Origin of the sequence: Actinomycetospora sp. CA-084318, from assembly GCF_050955885.1 — a bacterium.
Lineage (GTDB): Bacteria > Actinomycetota > Actinomycetes > Mycobacteriales > Pseudonocardiaceae > Actinomycetospora.
Window position 1 is genome coordinate 436375 of sequence record NZ_CP192098.1, and the last position, 15335, is coordinate 451709.

The 15335-nt window shown below is 73.5% G+C and carries 17 protein-coding genes; 8 read left to right on the forward strand and 9 right to left on the reverse strand.

Annotation, left to right across the window (positions count from 1 at the left end; translation table 11 throughout):
- Positions 1 to 71: 71 nt before the first annotated feature.
- Entirely contained in the window at positions 72 to 473 is a 402-nt protein-coding gene (locus ACQPYX_RS02130; RefSeq protein ID WP_433801258.1) for a hypothetical protein, read from the reverse strand.
- 222 nt (positions 474 to 695) lie between these two features.
- Between ACQPYX_RS02130 and ACQPYX_RS02135 the strand changes: the two genes are divergently transcribed.
- The 3 genes from ACQPYX_RS02135 to ACQPYX_RS02145 all read left to right on the forward strand — a co-directional run bounded on the left by ACQPYX_RS02135 (position 696) and on the right by ACQPYX_RS02145 (position 2424).
- Positions 696 to 1367, forward strand: a complete 672-nt coding sequence (locus ACQPYX_RS02135; protein ID WP_433801259.1) for a metal-dependent transcriptional regulator — start codon at positions 696 to 698, stop codon at positions 1365 to 1367.
- Between the two features lie 140 nt (positions 1368 to 1507).
- Positions 1508 to 1777, forward strand: a complete 270-nt coding sequence (locus ACQPYX_RS02140; protein ID WP_433803654.1) for a PadR family transcriptional regulator — start codon at positions 1508 to 1510, stop codon at positions 1775 to 1777.
- Between the two features lie 101 nt (positions 1778 to 1878).
- Positions 1879 to 2424, forward strand: coding sequence for a YbhB/YbcL family Raf kinase inhibitor-like protein (locus tag ACQPYX_RS02145; protein WP_433801260.1), 546 nt, complete (start codon positions 1879 to 1881; stop codon positions 2422 to 2424).
- 56 nt (positions 2425 to 2480) lie between these two features.
- On the opposite strand, the gene ACQPYX_RS02150 is transcribed toward ACQPYX_RS02145, so the two are convergent.
- From ACQPYX_RS02150 to ACQPYX_RS02170, 5 genes are all read right to left on the reverse strand, one after another.
- Complete coding sequence (locus tag ACQPYX_RS02150) at positions 2481 to 2780, reverse strand: hypothetical protein (protein WP_230757346.1); 300 nt, start codon at positions 2778 to 2780, stop codon at positions 2481 to 2483.
- Between the two features lie 89 nt (positions 2781 to 2869).
- Positions 2870 to 3349 (reverse strand): nucleoside deaminase, encoded by a 480-nt coding sequence (locus ACQPYX_RS02155; RefSeq protein WP_433801261.1) that lies wholly within the window; start codon positions 3347 to 3349, stop codon positions 2870 to 2872.
- A gap of 11 nt (positions 3350 to 3360) precedes the next feature.
- Positions 3361 to 4770 carry a cytochrome P450 gene (locus tag ACQPYX_RS02160; protein WP_433801262.1) on the reverse strand — a complete coding sequence of 470 codons (1410 nt, stop codon included), beginning with the start codon at positions 4768 to 4770 and terminating at the stop codon, positions 3361 to 3363.
- The gene (locus tag ACQPYX_RS02165; RefSeq protein ID WP_433801263.1) at positions 4767 to 5384 is read right to left on the reverse strand and encodes a TetR/AcrR family transcriptional regulator; all 618 of its coding nucleotides are present in this window, start codon (positions 5382 to 5384) and stop codon (positions 4767 to 4769) included. Before ACQPYX_RS02165 ends, ACQPYX_RS02160 begins: the two co-directional genes overlap by 4 nt.
- Before the next feature lie 39 nt (positions 5385 to 5423).
- The gene (locus ACQPYX_RS02170; RefSeq protein ID WP_433801264.1) at positions 5424 to 5894 is read right to left on the reverse strand and encodes a DUF5709 domain-containing protein; all 471 of its coding nucleotides are present in this window, start codon (positions 5892 to 5894) and stop codon (positions 5424 to 5426) included.
- A gap of 167 nt (positions 5895 to 6061) precedes the next feature.
- Between ACQPYX_RS02170 and ACQPYX_RS02175 the strand changes: the two genes are divergently transcribed.
- The 5 genes from ACQPYX_RS02175 to ACQPYX_RS02195 all read left to right on the forward strand — a co-directional run bounded on the left by ACQPYX_RS02175 (position 6062) and on the right by ACQPYX_RS02195 (position 11746).
- Complete coding sequence (locus tag ACQPYX_RS02175) at positions 6062 to 7597, forward strand: hypothetical protein (RefSeq protein ID WP_433801265.1); 1536 nt, start codon at positions 6062 to 6064, stop codon at positions 7595 to 7597.
- A 77-nt stretch (positions 7598 to 7674) separates the two neighbouring features.
- A complete protein-coding gene (locus tag ACQPYX_RS02180) occupies positions 7675 to 8871 on the forward strand; it encodes a glycine-rich protein (RefSeq protein ID WP_433801266.1) in 1197 nt (398 codons plus the stop codon).
- 173 nt (positions 8872 to 9044) lie between these two features.
- Positions 9045 to 9656, forward strand: coding sequence for a sulfite oxidase-like oxidoreductase (locus ACQPYX_RS02185; RefSeq protein ID WP_433801267.1), 612 nt, complete (start codon positions 9045 to 9047; stop codon positions 9654 to 9656).
- Positions 9646 to 10356, forward strand: a complete 711-nt coding sequence (locus ACQPYX_RS02190) for an FAD-binding oxidoreductase (protein WP_433801268.1) — start codon at positions 9646 to 9648, stop codon at positions 10354 to 10356. Before ACQPYX_RS02185 ends, ACQPYX_RS02190 begins: the two co-directional genes overlap by 11 nt.
- Entirely contained in the window at positions 10349 to 11746 is a 1398-nt protein-coding gene (locus ACQPYX_RS02195) for a dihydrolipoyl dehydrogenase family protein (protein ID WP_433801269.1), read from the forward strand. Before ACQPYX_RS02190 ends, ACQPYX_RS02195 begins: the two co-directional genes overlap by 8 nt.
- On the opposite strand, the gene ACQPYX_RS02200 is transcribed toward ACQPYX_RS02195, so the two are convergent.
- From ACQPYX_RS02200 to ACQPYX_RS02210, 3 genes are read right to left on the reverse strand one after another with little or no spacing between them, the layout of a single operon-like run.
- Complete coding sequence (locus ACQPYX_RS02200) at positions 11743 to 12381, reverse strand: NAD(P)-dependent oxidoreductase (RefSeq protein WP_433801270.1); 639 nt, start codon at positions 12379 to 12381, stop codon at positions 11743 to 11745. The genes ACQPYX_RS02195 and ACQPYX_RS02200 overlap by 4 nt on opposite strands.
- The gene (locus tag ACQPYX_RS02205) at positions 12378 to 13688 is read right to left on the reverse strand and encodes a magnesium transporter MgtE N-terminal domain-containing protein (RefSeq protein WP_433801271.1); all 1311 of its coding nucleotides are present in this window, start codon (positions 13686 to 13688) and stop codon (positions 12378 to 12380) included. The genes ACQPYX_RS02200 and ACQPYX_RS02205 overlap by 4 nt, the downstream gene beginning before the upstream one ends.
- Before the next feature lie 18 nt (positions 13689 to 13706).
- A complete protein-coding gene (locus tag ACQPYX_RS02210; protein ID WP_433801272.1) occupies positions 13707 to 15317 on the reverse strand; it encodes an NRAMP family divalent metal transporter in 1611 nt (536 codons plus the stop codon).
- Between the last annotated feature and the right edge of the window lie 18 nt (positions 15318 to 15335).

The window sequence follows — 15335 nt, forward strand, 5'->3', positions numbered from 1 at the left end:
GTCCGGCACTACGCGCCGTGCGTGGCAGGACCCGGCGCGGCGGCGCTCCCGCCGCACCGGGTCCCGGCGCGTCAGCCGGTCGACACCCCGCCGCCTGCGCCGACCGCTCCCGCTCCCGCGCCGCCACCGGCGGATACCGGGGGCAGAGCCGGGACCGACGGCAGGTTCGGTGCGGACGGCAGGGCGGGCAGCGCCGGCACCGCGGGCAGTGCGGGCACCGCGGGGACCGGGAGCGCCGGCACCGCGGGAACCGTGAGCCCGCCGCCGACCGACACCGATCCACTCGCCCCCGCGGACCCCGCCGCGGGGGCGTTGGTCAGCCCGAGTGCGTCGAGCAGGTCGGACACCACGGGAATCCCGCGGTTGTCCGTTCCGGGTGGCGGCGCGACCGGGTCGGCGTACGCCACCGGCGCCGTCCACAGTGCCGCCCCCGCCACGATCGCCGCCAGTGCAGCCCTGGTCCTCGTCCTCATCGTGTCCCCCGATCCGCGTTCCGCTCTGCGTCCCGATCGCCGTCCGCGATCGAGCGAGGAGGAGGAAACGCTCCGTGGATATCCAGCGCAACGAATCCGGACGCGCCGTGCCCGATGGTGTGGTTTGTGGCGGAAGGGCTTCCTGTGACTACCGGCCGTAGTTGAGATTGCTCGCCATGAAGTCGCAGGTCGGGTGGCGGTCGCGGCGATATCGTGGCGTCCATGGACGGCGGGCACTCGGCGGCGGTCGACGACTACGTCAAGGCCGTCTACAAGCTCGTCGAGACCGAGGGGACGGCGACGACGTCCCGGATCGCCCTGCGTCTGGGGCTCTCGGCGTCGTCGGTGTCGGGCATGGCCCGCAAGCTCGCCGACCTCGGGCTCGTCGAGCACCGTCCGTACGCCGGTCTGACCCTCACCGAGGCCGGCCGTCGGCACGCGCTGTCCATGCTGCGCCGGCACCGGCTGATCGAGACGTTCCTGGTGCAGGAGCTCGGCTACGGCTGGGACGAGGTGCAGGACGAGGCGGAGGTGCTGGAGCACTACGTCTCGGACACCTTCCTGGCGCGGATCGACGCCAAGCTCGGGCACCCGGAGGTCGATCCGCACGGTGACCCGATCCCCGACGCCGACGGGCACACGGTGGAGCAGGACTCGCGGTCCCTCGCGGTCCTGGAGCCCGGCCGCACCGGGCGGCTGGTGCGGGTCGACGAGGAGGACCCCGCAGTGCTGCGGCACCTCAAGGAGCGCGGCTTCGGGCTGGGGACGGAGGTCCTCATGCGCGGCCGGCACCCGTTCGGCGGCTCCTTCGTCGTCTCGCTCGGCGGGGACGCGGAGGAGCACCTGCTCGGCCCGGAGCTCGCGGCGGCGATGTGGGTGGCGCACGCGGAGTAGCCGCACGTCTTTCGGGCGGCGGACGACGTCACGGCTTGGTTTCGATCGCCCTATCTCGTGGACTACCTATGTAGCTTAAGCGCATGCGGGTCGACGGGATGCGGGTGACGGCAGCACTGCGTGATGTCCTGACCGTCTTCATGGCTGACCCGACGAGCGAGTACTACGGGCTCGAGGTGGCCAAGGGTGCTGACTTGCCGTCAGGCACGCTCTACCCGCTCCTCGCGCGTCTCGAGGGCCGGGGGTTCGTGGAAAGCCGGTACGAGGAGCCGGAGATCTACACCGGTCTCGGACGGCCCCCACGGCGTTACTACCGCCTCACGCAGGACGGGGCAGCGCTGGCGAGGTCGGCCCTCGCGCCCCGTAGATCAGCGAGGTTCTCTCGCCGAGACGAGCGTCCCCGCCGCTGAGCGGCACCGCTCGTGGCCCGGCGCTCGGGTCCGTGCATGGCCACGCGGGGGACCGGGGAAGACAGGCCCTGGACGAGTTCACGATCGACGAGGAGGACCCCGTGGCGCCCCAGCCGCCGGACCCGTACAGCTTCCTGCCCGAGGTGGCCACCTTCCAGGTGACCTCGACCGACGTCACCGACGGCCGGCCGATCCCCAATGCCGTGGTCAGCGGGATCATGGGCGCGGGCGGCGAGGACGTGTCGCCCCAGCTCGAGTGGTCGGGCTTCCCCGAGGGCACGAAGAGCTTCGCGGTCACCTGCTACGACCCGGACGCTCCGACGGCCAGTGGCTTCTGGCACTGGGCGGTCACCGGCATCCCGGCGTCGACCACCTCGCTGCCGACCGACGCAGGGAACCCGGACAAGGACCTGCTGCCCGCGGGCGCGATCACGCTCGCCAACGACGCGGGCGCGCGCCGCTTCATCGGCGCGGCCCCGCCGGCCGGGCACGGCCCGCACCGCTACTTCTTCGTGGTCCACGCCGTCGACGTGGAGGACCTCGGGGTGGGGGAGGACGGGAGCCCGGCGTTCCTGGGCTTCAACCTGTTCTTCCACTCCATCGGCCGCGCGATCATCACGCCGACCTACGAGGTCGAGGGGTCCTAGCGGACCTGTGAGTACTAATCCGTGCCAGAGCACGGATTAGTACTCACGGGACGTAGTCACCTCTCGAGCAGCTCCTCGAGGAACGCCTCGAGGTCCAGCGGGCGTCCCGCCACGTCCTCGAGCCGCGGCGCGGGCCGGAGCTCTGCGGTCGCCTCCTCGACGGCCTGGCAGACCACGGCGAGCTCCTCGGCTCCCAGCACCCGGAAGCCCCGGGTGACGCCGTTGTACGGGCGTCGCCACTCGAGCGCGGTCAGCTCGGTGTCCTCGATCTCCCACATCACGACGCGGTTGCCCATCCACGGCACGGACGTCGTCGGCATCGTCATCACCACCATCTCCAGCGCGGGTCTCGGCATCGGCCGCAGCGCTGGGGCGACCACCGGAGGATGCCGCCCCGGTCGCGCGGGCACACCGCGGAGTGGTCCGCGTGACACCGCGACCCGGGTCACCCCCGTTCGTGGAGACGGCGGTGCAGCTCGCGGACCTCCTCGTCGAGACCGGGCGCGGGCCCCTCGACGACGACGCCGGGCGCCACGTCCTGCACCCGCAGCGGCGCCACCGGTCCGGGGCCGACGCCGAACTCGGCCAACCACCCGCCGAGCTGCGCCGACGAGCTCGCGTAGACGATCCGGCCGAGCCCCACCCACGCGTGCGCCGCCGAGCACATCGCGCAGTGCTCGCCCGAGGTGTACACGGTCGCGCCCGGCCGGTCCGCCGGGGGCAGCGACTCCGCCGCCCACCGGGCGAGGGCGAACTCCGGGTGCAGCGTCGGGTCCGAGCCGGTGTTCACCCGGTTCCGGTCCTCCGCGAGCGCGGTCCCGTCCGCCCCCACCAGCACCGACCCGAACGGTTCGTCGCCGGCCTCCAGGGCCTCGCGGGCCAGCTCGACACAGCGGCGGAGATGGATCAGATCGGCGTCGCGCACGCCGACGGAAGTTACAGCCGCTCGAGGCGCAGCGGGAGGTGGTCGGCCGGCGTCGGACCGGTCGTCAGGCCGACCGGCATGACGTAGTCGTCGGGCACCGACCAGCGGAAGCGGCGCAGCATCGCGTGCATGATCGCCTTGACCTCCATGCCGCCGAAGTGCAGTCCGATGCACTTGTGGACGCCGCCGCCGAACGGCATCCAGGCGAACCGGTGCGACTTGTCCTCGGCGCGCTCGGGGGCGAAGCGGTCGGGGTCGAACTCGTCGGGCCGGGACCACCACGGCTCCATGCGCTGCGAGGCGTAGATGCCGAGCGACATCAGCGTGCCCGCCGGAATGTGGAAGCCCTGCAGCTCGGCGTCGCGCACGGTGATCCGCGCGAGCTGGCCGACCGGGGCGTACATCCGCAGCGTCTCGCGCATCGCGAGGTCGAGCGACACCAGGGAGTCCAGCTGCGCGCCCGTCAGGTCGTCGGAGTCCAGCGCGAACGACTCCTCGCGCAGCTTCTCCTGCCACTGCGGGTTCTTCGCGAGCAGGTAGCTCATCATCGACAGCGTGATCGTCGACGTGTCGTGTGCCGCCATCAGCAGGAAGATCATGTGGTTGACGACGTCCTCGTCGGAGAACGTCTCGCCCTCGTCGCTGCGGGCCCGACAGAGCACGCTGAACATGTCGCGCCCGTCGCCCGCGCGCTTCGCGGGAATCTGCGCCCGGAAGTAGTCCTCGAGGATCTTCCGACCGTCGAGCCCGCGCTTCCAGGAGCCACCCGGCACCGGGGCGCGGACCACGGCGACGCCGGCGTGCACCGTGTCGACGAAGGCGCGGTTGACCCGGTCGGCGCGCGGCCCGAGCTGGTCCCCGACGAACACCTCGGTGCCGATGTCGAGCGTCATCTGCTTGATGCGGTCGTAGATCCGGATGCCGTCGCCGGTGGTCCAGTCGTCGAGGCTGCGCCGGATGCGCGGGTTCATCACCTCGAGGTACTCGCCGAGCCGGTCGCGGGTGAACGCCTCCTGCAGGATGCGCCGGTGGGTGCGGTGCTCCTCGAAGTCGAGCAGCATCACGCCGCGGCGGAAGAACGGGCCGATGAAGAAGCCCCAGCCGTCGGCGTTGCCGAAGTACTTGTCCTTGTTGACGAGCACCTGGCCGAGCGCGTCCGGGCCGAGCACCGACACCATCCGCCGCCCGAAGGCCCCGGTCCACGACACCGGCCCGTACTGCTCGTAGCGACGCCGTCCGAATCCGAGCATGTCCGCCGCGAACTCCAGGGACCGCCCGACGACGGGCGTGCCGTAATCCCCGGGCACGGCCTCCAGCCCGCTGCCGGGCGGGGGCGGTGCGAGCGGCGCGGTCGCCGACGGCACGAGGCTCGTCGCCGAGGCGATCCCGCTCTGGATTCGGTGCGCCAGCGGTGCCGTCAACGTTCCTCCCGGAAGTCGGCCGCGGCCATCACGAGATGGACGCAGCGGGTGACGAGGTGCTCGGCGTCGACGGCGAGCCGCCCGTCGAGCCAGAAGCCGACGGCGTCGACGATGCCGGCGGTGAGCAGCACCGTCGTGACGTCGAGGTCGTCGGCCGACAGGTCGGGCCGCGCCTCGGTGATGAGGCGGGCGAGGAAGGCCGCGAACGTGGCCACCGTGTCCTGCCGGCGGGCCGCGAGCACCGGGTGCCCGATGGCCTCGCGGTAGAGCCGGGCGGATCGCGGGTCGCGGGCGAGCAGGGTGACGGTCGCGCGGATCGCCGCCCGCGCCCGCGCCGCGAGGTCGTGCGCCGGGACGGCCGCGGCCGCCTGCTCGGCGAGGCGCAGCGCCGTGTCCGACGTGGCGTCGAACAGCGCCGCGAGCAGGTCCTCCCGACGGGCGAAGGACTCGTAGAAGTAGCGCTCGGTCAGCCCGGCCGCCCGGCAGACCGCGGTCATCGTGAAGTCGGCGACCCCGCGCTCGCCCACCACGTCCAGGGCGGCGTCGACGAGCCGCGCGCGGCGCTCGGCCACGCGCTCCTCGGCGCTCGCGCCCTGGAAGGTCCGGGTGGGCATGTCGCCATCCTGACAGGGCGCCCTGTCAGAAAGGAAGACTCAGCCCTCGTCCTGACCGATCACGTGCATCGCGGCTTCCTCCGCGGTCGCGCCCGCACCGTCGACGCCCACGTCGTCGGCGTAGCCCTCGTCGCCCTCGTCCCGCAGCACGAGCCGTCCCGAGCGGGCGTTGCCGACCTCGTCGTCGTACAGCTCGCCCGCGGTGCCCCGGGAGTCGCCGAGCCCGTCCGCGCCCAGGTCGTCGGGGTCCTCGGCGATCTCCCGACGCAGCCGGTCGTCGAGCGGCTCGCCCTCCTCCTCCTCGCGCTGGGTGACGCCCCACGCGTCCACGCCGCGGGTGCGCTCGTTCGGGATCCACCCGGCGTCGAGCGGGTCCTCCGGATCGCGCTCCGGGGCGTCGCCGTCGAGCAGGTCGGCCTCGTCCAGCTGCTCGAAGGAGGTGTCGTCGACGGAGTCGCGGTCGTCGGCGGGCAGGTCGTCGGGGCTGTCGGGCAGCTCGGTCCCGGTCATGGTGTCCTCTCGGCGCTCACGGGTGAACGCGGTCGATCCTGCTCCTCGACGTTCCGGCGCACCGGAGCGGTCCCTCGGCGGACCCTGGGTGTTTTCCCTAGGTCTTCCCGACGACGGGTGTGGCTAGCGTTCGCGGCGTTAGCCCGTTCGGAGTGCAGGGAGACGTCGTGGGTCGTAGGTCGTTGCTGTCCGTCGTCATGGCGGCGTCGTTGACCGTGCTCGGCACCGGGACGGCGTTCGCCGCGCCGACGGCCCTGCCGGACGGCTGCACGCAGTCGGGACGGACGGTGACGTGCACCTACGGGCCGGGGCAACACACGTTCGTCCAGCCGGCCGGGGTGACCCAGGTCGAGGTGCGGGTCGCCGGCGGGTCAGGTGGTGCCGGTGGGGCCGGCGGCAGCACGGCCGGTGGGGCGGGCGGGCCCGGTCGGGTCGTCACCGCTTCCGCCCCGGTCGCCGCGGGCGGGCTGCAGATCGTCGTGGGCGACCGTGGCGCGGACGGGGCATCGGACACGACGTCCGGCGGCACCACGGCCGGCGGGGCCGGCGGGATCGGTGGCCCGGGCTCCGGAGGAGCCGGTGGCCCCAGTGCGGCGGAGACCCTGCTCGCCGGCGGGGGCGGCGGTGGTGGCGGCGCGTCGTCGGTGAGCGACGGATCCATCGCTCTGGTCGTGGCCGGCGGAGGCGGCGGTGGCGCGGGTGGCCGAGCCGGGACCGCGAACGGTGCGTTCACCTCCGACACGGGCGGGAGTGGCGGGGCCGGCGACGCCGACGGGGGCGCAAGCCAGTCCGGTGTGCCTGGCGGCGACGCCGGTGGTACGACCGGGCCGAACGGCGGAACCGGCGCCAGCGGGGCCTTCACGAGCGGCTCCGGCGGCGGTGGGGGCGGCGTCGCCGGCGGCGCGGCGGGCGGTGTCAGCAATCTGGAGGCCTCCGGCGGCGGGGGCGGCGGCACGAGCCTGCTGCAGTCGGCCGGGGTCTCGCGGCCCGGAACCGGCAGTAGCGCCGGATCCGTCCAGATCTCCTACACGGTGCCGGCGACGGCCGCGGCGATCGCCGCGACCTCCGGGTCGGGGCAGTCGGCGCAGACCGGCCAGGCGTTCGCGGCGCCGTTGGTGGCGACGGTGACCGACACGGACGGGGCGCCGTTCGCGGGGGCCCCGGTGACGTTCGCGGTGACCTCGGGCTCGGCGTCGTTCGGCGGTGCCGCGACGGCGACGGTGACGACAGGTGCGGACGGGCGGGCGACCTCGCCGACGGTGACCGCCGGGTCCACGCCGGGCCCGGTCACGGTCTCGGCCTCGACGCCGGGTGTGACGGGGACGGCGACGTTCACCCTGACCGTCACCGCCGCGCCCACCGCCGTCGCGGTCAAGGGGGCGGGCACGCTGACTGCCACCGACGGTCAGCGGTACTCGATCTCGGTGGACGCGAAGGCCACGGCGGCAGGTCAGGCATCCGGGAGGTTCGCGCTCTCCGGCGGCGGCGCGGAGACGACGGCGAGCTCGCGGACGATCACGGCGGTGCGGAAGACCGCCACGGGCTCGACGGTGACCGGAACCGCCGTGAACGCCGCGGGCCGGACGGTGCCGTTCACGCTGACCGTCGTCGACCGCGCCGGCGGCCGGGACCAGGTCACGGTGCAGATCGGTGGTCGCACCGTGTCCGGCACGTTGACCAACGGCGACATCACCACCAGCTGAGAGAGGTAGCGGATTCGGAGGCCCAGGCCTCGAATCCGCTACCTCTGCGGTCCCACGTTCGAATCCCAGGAGCAGTCGTGCGTCGTGTGTCGTTGTTGTCGGTCGTCGTGGCGGCCACGTTGACGGTGGCCGGGGCCGGGATGGCGCTCGCCGCGCCGACGGCCCTGCCGGACGGGTGCGCCCAGGCCGGGCAGACGGTGACGTGCACCTACGCCTTCACCGGCGGTGAGCAGAGCTTCACTGTCCCCACGGGTGTGTCGAGCCTGCAGGTCGTCGCCATGGGTGGTGCCGGGGGCGAGAGTCGGCGGAGCGGTGGTCAGGGCGCCTCGGCGTCGGGGACGGTGACCGGTCTGCCCGGTGGGTCCGTGCTCTACGTCGAGGTCGGTTCCCCCGGAGGAGCCGGGGGCAGCGAGGTCGTCCCCGGGCCCGGCGGGTTCAACGGTGGTGGCGCGGGTGGCGTGCGTGCCGGCGGCGGTGGAGGCGCGTCCGACGTACGCACCGTGTCGCGTTCCGCGGCCGGAACCCTCGACTCCCGGCTCGTGGTCGCCGCGGGCGGCGGAGGGAGCGGCTTCGGCGGAGGGTTCAGCTCCGGTGCGGGCGGCGACGCCGGTGCAGACGGTACGGAGGGGCAGCAGTTCAACAGCAGTCCCGGTCGTGCAGGGACGCCGACGGCGGGCGGCGCACCCGGGGAAGAGGGCGAGGCGGGTCGGCAGGGCGAGGGCGGTTCCGCAGGGAGCTTCACCGACACGGCCCCCGGCCTCGTGAGCGGGGGCGGGGGTGGTGGCGGCGGACTGTTCGGTGGTGGCGCAGGCGGTCTCCTCGGTGGTGGCGGAGGTGGCGGGTCGTCGCTGGTTCCGTCCGGCGGCACGGTCGGGCTGAGCTCCGCTGCTCCCTCGGTGACGATCTCCTACACCGTCCCGGCCGCGCCGACCGCGGCCGCCGCGCGCGGCGCGGGCACGCTGACCGCGACCGACGGGCAGCGGTACTCGCTCTCGGTCGACGCGAGGGCGACCGCGGCGGGGCAGGCGTCCGGGAGGTTCGCGTTCTCCGGCGGCGGCGCGGAGACGACGGCGAGCTCGCGCACGATCACGGCGGTCCGCAAGACCGCGACCGGCTCCACCGTCACCGGGACCGCGGTGAACGCCGCGGGCCGGACGGTGCCGTTCACGCTGACCGTCGTCGACCGCGCCGGTGGCCGGGACCAGGTCACGGTGCAGATCGGTGGTCGCACCGTGTCCGGCACCCTGACCAACGGCGACATCACCATCAGCTGACCCGGAGTGCGGCGATCTGCGCCACCGATGACGCAGATCGCCGCACTCGGCCGAGCGCCCGGAACCCGCACCGACGCGTCGTCGGGAAGGAAGCACCGCACTACGTCGTTCGACCGACGCGAGCACCCACACCCTCTCCCTAGGGTGTGGCGGCGAGGTCGAAGGGAGCCGGTATGGCGATCACACGAGGGTTCTCCGGACGGCGCAAGCAGGCGGAGCGCGACCCGCGGCTGCCACCGGGGCAGTACGACGTCGGCACGAGCTGGCCGGTGCTGACGGCCGAGCCGACCGCGCGGATCGACGCCGAGCGCTGGTCGCTGACGATCGACGGGCTCGTGGCGAACCCGTCGACGTGGTCGCTCAAGGAGCTCAAGGCCCTCGGGAACGACACCTACCGCGGCGACATCCACTGCGTGACGACCTGGTCGAAGCTCGACACGTCGTTCACCGGGATCAGCCTGGACACCCTGCTCGAGGTGGCGCAGCCGCTGCCGGAGGCGCGGTTCGTCGTCGAGGAGTCGACGACGCGCTACCGCACCAACCTCCCGCTCGACGACGTCACCGGCGGCAAGGCGTGGGTGGTCTGGGAGCACGAGGGCAAGCCGCTGACCCGCGAGCACGGCGGGCCGGTGCGGATGCTCGTGCCGCACCTGTACTTCTGGAAGTCCGCGAAGTGGATCTCGAAGATCACGCTGCTGGACCACGACGAGCCGGGCTTCTGGGAGATCAACGGCTACCACCACCGCGGCGACCCGTGGCAGGAGCAGCGCTTCGATGGCGACTGATCCCCAGCGAGCCGCCGTCTGGCGCGACGCGAAGGTCGTCTCGGTCGACCACCACGGCGAGCTCGGCGTGGTCCTGCGCCTCGACGTCCCCGACCGCGTCGTCCACCGGCCCGGCCAGCACTACGTGCTGCGGCTGCGCGCCGAGGACGGCTACACGGCCAGCCGCTCGTACTCGGCGGTCTCCTCGCCGTCGGACGACCTCGTCGAGCTGTACGTGGAGAAGGTCCCCGACGGAGAGGTGTCCGGCTTCCTCGCCGAGGTCGTCGAGCCCGGGGACCTGCTGGAGTGCCGCGGGCCGATCGGGCGGTGGTTCGCCTGGGACGGGGCCTCGCCGGCGCTCGGGATCGGCGGGGGCAGCGGGGTCGCGCCGCTGGTGTCGATGCTGCGGCACGCGCAGGACGTCGGGCGTACCGACCTGCTGCACCTCGCCATCTCGGCCTGGACGGCCGACCACCTGCCCTACCGCGAGGAGCTGGAGGCCGCCGGGGCGCTCGTCGCGTATTCCCGGCAGAAGGGCGGCTCCCGGCTGGACGCCGCCGTGATCGCGGCGATCGCCGACCCGGGCGCCACCGCCTTCGTGTGCGGCTCGGCACGATTCACCCTGGCGATGGAGTCGCACCTCCTGTCCGCCGGGCAGCCGGAGGCCAGCATCCGGATCGAACGGTTCGGACCGACGGGAGAGAGTGCGGAGAATGGCTGACCTCGAGGTCGACGTCGTGGTGATCGGTGCGGGCCCGGTGGGTGAGAACGTCGCCGACCGCGCGCACCAGCAGGGGCTGAGCGCGGCGGTCGTGGAGGCCGGCCTCGTCGGGGGTGAGTGCTCCTACTACGCCTGCATCCCCTCGAAGGCGTTGCTGCGCCCGGTCGACCTCAAGGCCGCGGTGGATCGCATGCCGGGCGTCGACGCGGGTCCGGTCGACGCGGCGAAGGTGTTCGAGCGGCGCGACCAGTTCGCGAACCCGGACGACTCCGGGCAGGCCGACTGGCTCGACGGCGCCGGCATCACGCTGCTGCGCGGCCGCGGCCGGATCGCCGGCGAGCGCGCCGTGGCCGTCACCCACGACGACGGCACGACGACGGATGTGGCCGCCCGCTACGTCGTGGTCGCCACCGGGTCCGTCCCGACGTACCCGCCGGTCGACGGCATCGACCAGGTGGACGCCTGGACCAACCGCGAGGCCACCCAGGCGTCCCGCGTGCCGGACTCGCTGCTCATCCTCGGCGGCGGGGTCGTCGGCGTGGAGATGGCGACCGCCTACCAGCGGCTCGGCGCCCAGGTGACGCTCGTCCAGCACGGCGACCGCCTCGTCCCGTCCGTGGAGCCCGAGGCCGCCCGGCGGCTGCAGGCCTCGCTCGAGAGCGACGGCGTGGACGTGCGGCTGGGCGTCTCGATGACCGCGGTAAAGCGCGACGGCAGCGAGGTCGTCGCCTCGCTCGACGACGGGTCCGAGCTGCGGGGCGCGGAGCTCCTGGTCGCGGCGGGTCGCAGGCCCGCCACGTCCGACCTCGGCGTGGAGACCGTCGGCCTGGAGCCGGGGAAGCCGCTGGCCTCGGACGAGACGACCACGGTGCAGGGCGACTGGCTCTACGCCGTCGGCGACGCCTCGACCGGCGCGAAGCTGACGCACATGGGCAAGTACCAGGCCCGCGTCTGCGGCGACGTGCTCGTCGCGCGGTCGAAGGGCGCGGAGGTCGGCGGTCGGTACGCGAAGACCGCGGCGACCGCCGAGGACACGGCCGTGCCGCAGGTGATCTTCACGGACCCGCAGATCGCGGCGGTCGGACACACGGCGGAGAGCGCGGGGCGCGCCGGCCTGCACGTCCGCGCGGTGAGCTACGAGATCGGGAACGTCGCGGGCGGTTCGCTGCAGGCCGACGGCTACGACGGCTTCGCCACGATCGTCGTCGACACCGACCGCGAGGTGATCGTCGGCGCGACCTTCGTCGGACAGGACGTGGCCGACATGGTCCACGGCGCGACGATCGCGATCGTCGGCGAGGTGCCGCTGGCGCGCCTGTGGCACGCCGTGCCGTCGTTCCCGACGATGTCCGAGGTGTGGCTGCGGCTGCTGGAGACCTACGGTCTCTAGTTGCTGATCGCGGGCGACGCGTGCAGGTACGTGGTGCTGGTCAGCTGGTCGACCATGAACTGCGCGACGTCGGCCCGCGCCATCTCGACGCCGATCGGGTCGACGCCGAGGAAGCCCGACCGGATCGGGTTGCCACCGGGGACGTCGATCGGCGCGAACATGCGGGCGACGGTCCAGTCGAGGTCCGAGGTGGTGACGACCTCGTGGATGCCCTGCACCTCGGCGAGCGCGCCGGGGATGAGGATGCCGATGCCGATCGGGACGAGCCGGTCGAGCAGGCGGGGGCGGTCGCGCGGGTCGGGGACGCTCACCGTCACGAGCGAGACCAGGCGGCGGACGTCCGCGGCGTGCATCGCCTTGACGATCGTCCGCGTGCCCTCGGTCAGCGGGGTGTCGCGGAGGAACGGGTCGATCGGCGGCCCGTAGGCGGTGATCACGGCGTCGGCGCCCTCGACCGCACGCGCCACGGCGTCGGTGTCGGAGAGCTCGGCCTCGATCACCTCGACCGCGTACTGCAGCTCCCCGAGCTTCTGCGGCGACCGCACGAGGGCGGTGACCTCGTGTCCGTCGGCGAGCAGGTGGCTGACGACGAACCGGCCGACGCCGCCGGTCGCCCCGAACACGGTGACCTTCATACGGTGGGATGGCTCACCGGCAGGTGTTCCAATCGCGCCGTGTCCGGGGGCACACCGGGCAGGTCCCGGCGGCGCCAGTCGTCCGGCACCGTCGCCTCCAGGGCGTCGTCGACGGTGACCACCCCGAGCACCCGTCCGTCGGCGTCGACGACGGGCAGGGCGAGCAGGTCGTAGTCGCTCATGAGCAGCGCGACCTCCACCACGTCGGCCTCGGGTCGGACCCGGACGGGATCGGGTTCGGCGACCTGCCCGAGCGTCGCGCCCGGGTCGGCCTGCACGAGGGACACGAGCGGCACGCTCCCGACGACCCGGTCCCCGGCGTCGAGCGTGAGCACGGTCGCGAGCACGCCCGGCTGCACCGGGGACGTCCGCACCCGGTCGAGCGCCTCCTCGACCGTCGCCGTCGTCCGTAGCGCCAGGTGGTCCGGGATCATCAGCCCTCCGGCCGACGTCGCGTTGTACCCGAGCAGCGCGACGACCTTCGCCCGCCGCGGGGCGGGCAGGAGGTCGAGGACGCGGCGACGACGCTCCTGGGGCAGGTCCATGAGGGCGTCGGTGGCGTCGTCGGCGTGCATCCGGGCGAGGACCGCGGCGACGTCGTCGTCGCTGCGGTCGCGCAGCACGCGGGACTGGTCGTCGTCGTCCAGTTCCTCGAACACGTCGGCCTCCAGCTCCGGGTCGGCGTGCACCCGGTCGAGGAGCTCGGCCTGCTCGGTCCGCGACGCGTCCTCGAGCAGGTCCGCGAGCTGCGGCGCCTTGAGCTCCCGCAGCCGGTCGAGCGGGGTCCGCGCCAGGACCGACGGGGCGTGCCCGATGAGGGCCTCGAAGGCGAGCCAGTCGCGGGAGCGGGCGCCGTCGTCGTTGGTGACGGGCAGGGCGCCGGGCAGCAGCCGTCCGACCGCGCGCCACCACCACGCCCGGGGCCGGACGTCGACCCCGACCAGCGTGGCCGCCGACGGGGTCACCGCCAGCTCCAGGTCCCAGGCCTTCACGAGCGCCGCCGCGGGGACGTCGACGAGGCGGTGCCCGAGGATGTCCTCGCGCAGCAGGACCTCGCCGTCGCGGCGGGCGAAGGGCCGCAGGTCGACGCGGTCGACGCGCAGCGCCGGGTCCGGCGCGGTCCAGTCGACGACCTGCCCGGCCGGGAGGAACAGGCGGTGCCCGCCGACGTCGGCGACGAGCCCGGTGACGCGCGGGTGGTCGTGGCCGCGCAGCCGGACGATGACGTCGGCGATCCGGCCGAGGTGCTGGTCGTGGGTGCCGCGGACGGACCGTCCGAGCAGGTCCTGCAGCGAGCGACGGGACATGGCGGGTCCTTCCGGTTCTCAGGATGAGACGGCGAGCTGCACGATGCGGACGACGACCATCCCGACGGCGATCACGAGGTAGCCGCGCAGGACGGTGAGGCCGAGCCGGCGCCCGCGGGACAGCTCGGGGCGCGTCAGCAGGGCCAGGGGCGGCATCCGCCAGGTGCTGCGGTCCCCGGCCGGCGGAGCCGCCGGACCGGGTCGGCGCAGGCCGACGACGAGCGCCACGACCCCCACGAGCACCGCGAGGCCCCCACCGGCACCGAGGATCGTCAGGATGGCCCCGGCCGTGATGTCGGGGAAGACGACCGCGGCGGTGAGGACCACCGAGAGCAGGACCAGGACCGTGATGACGACGGCGGTGAGCAGGTTGCGCACGCGGCCGTTGACCCACGGGCCGAGGACCTCGCGGTCGTTGCAGAGCAGGAGCAGGAACACGCTCGCCGACGGCAGCAGGACGCCGGCCAGGGTCTGCACGCCCTCGGTGAGCAGCCCGAGCGGGCTGCCCGGGATCACCACGACGACCGCGGCGAGCACGAGGATCCCGGCGAACACGGCGTAGAAGCCCTTCGCCTCGCGGACCCCGCGGTGCAGCGAGTGCTTCAGGCCGAGCACGTCGCCGATCGCGTAGGCGGTGGACAGGGACACCGCCGCGGCGCCGATGATCGACGCGTCGATCAGGGCGAGCGCGAACATCACGCCCGCCGCCGGCCCGACGTAGCGGCCTAGTCCGTCGGCCACCCCGCCCGCGTCGGTGAAGTCCCCGAACTCCGGCTGCCCGGCGAAGGCGGTCGTCGTGAAGGCCATCATCGCGCCCGCGCCGAGCACCACGATGACGATGCCGATCCACAGGTCGGCCTTCTCGTAGCCCATGAAGCGCGGGGTGATGCGCTTGTCGATGACGTAGGACTGCTGGAAGAACAGCTGCCACGGGGCGACGGTGGTGCCGACGATCCCGATGATCAGCAGCATGATCGTCGAGAGCTGGCCGCCCGGCAGGCCCGGTACGACGAAGTCCCGGGCGAGCTGCCCGAGCGGCGGGTGCGCCATGAGCAGGATCGGGATCAGCAGCACGTTCCCGACGACGAGGACGAGGCAGACCCGCTCGAAGCGCCGGAAGCTCCCGGTCGAGGCGGCCGCGACGACCACGACCGCGGCGACCAGCACCCCGGGCACGGTCGGCAGACCGAGGTAGGAGAGCCCGAGGCTGATCCCGATGAACTCGGTGACGATCGTCAGACCGTTGAGCAGGAACAGGTCGATCACGCTGAACGCGCCCCAGAAGCGGCCGAAGCGCTCGAGGATCAGCCGGGCGTGCCCGACCCCGGTGACGGCGCCGAGCCGCAGCACCATCTCCTGGTTGAGGTAGAGCACCGGGACGAGCAGCAGGAGCGTCCAGAGCAGGCTCGTGCCGTAGTCCTGCCCGGCCTGCGTGTAGGTGCCGAAGGCCCCGGCGTCGTTGTCGCCGACCATGACGATGAGGCCGGGCCCGACGATCGCGACGAGGGTCTTCAGGCGGGCGGGCAGCGACGTGCGTGCGCCGGTGTCGTCGAGCCGCACGGTGCCGAGGGCGCCGTGGATGTCGCCGAGGTGCGCGTCGTCGAGGACGGCGCTGGGGCGGTCGGCCATGGCACTACTCACTCTCAT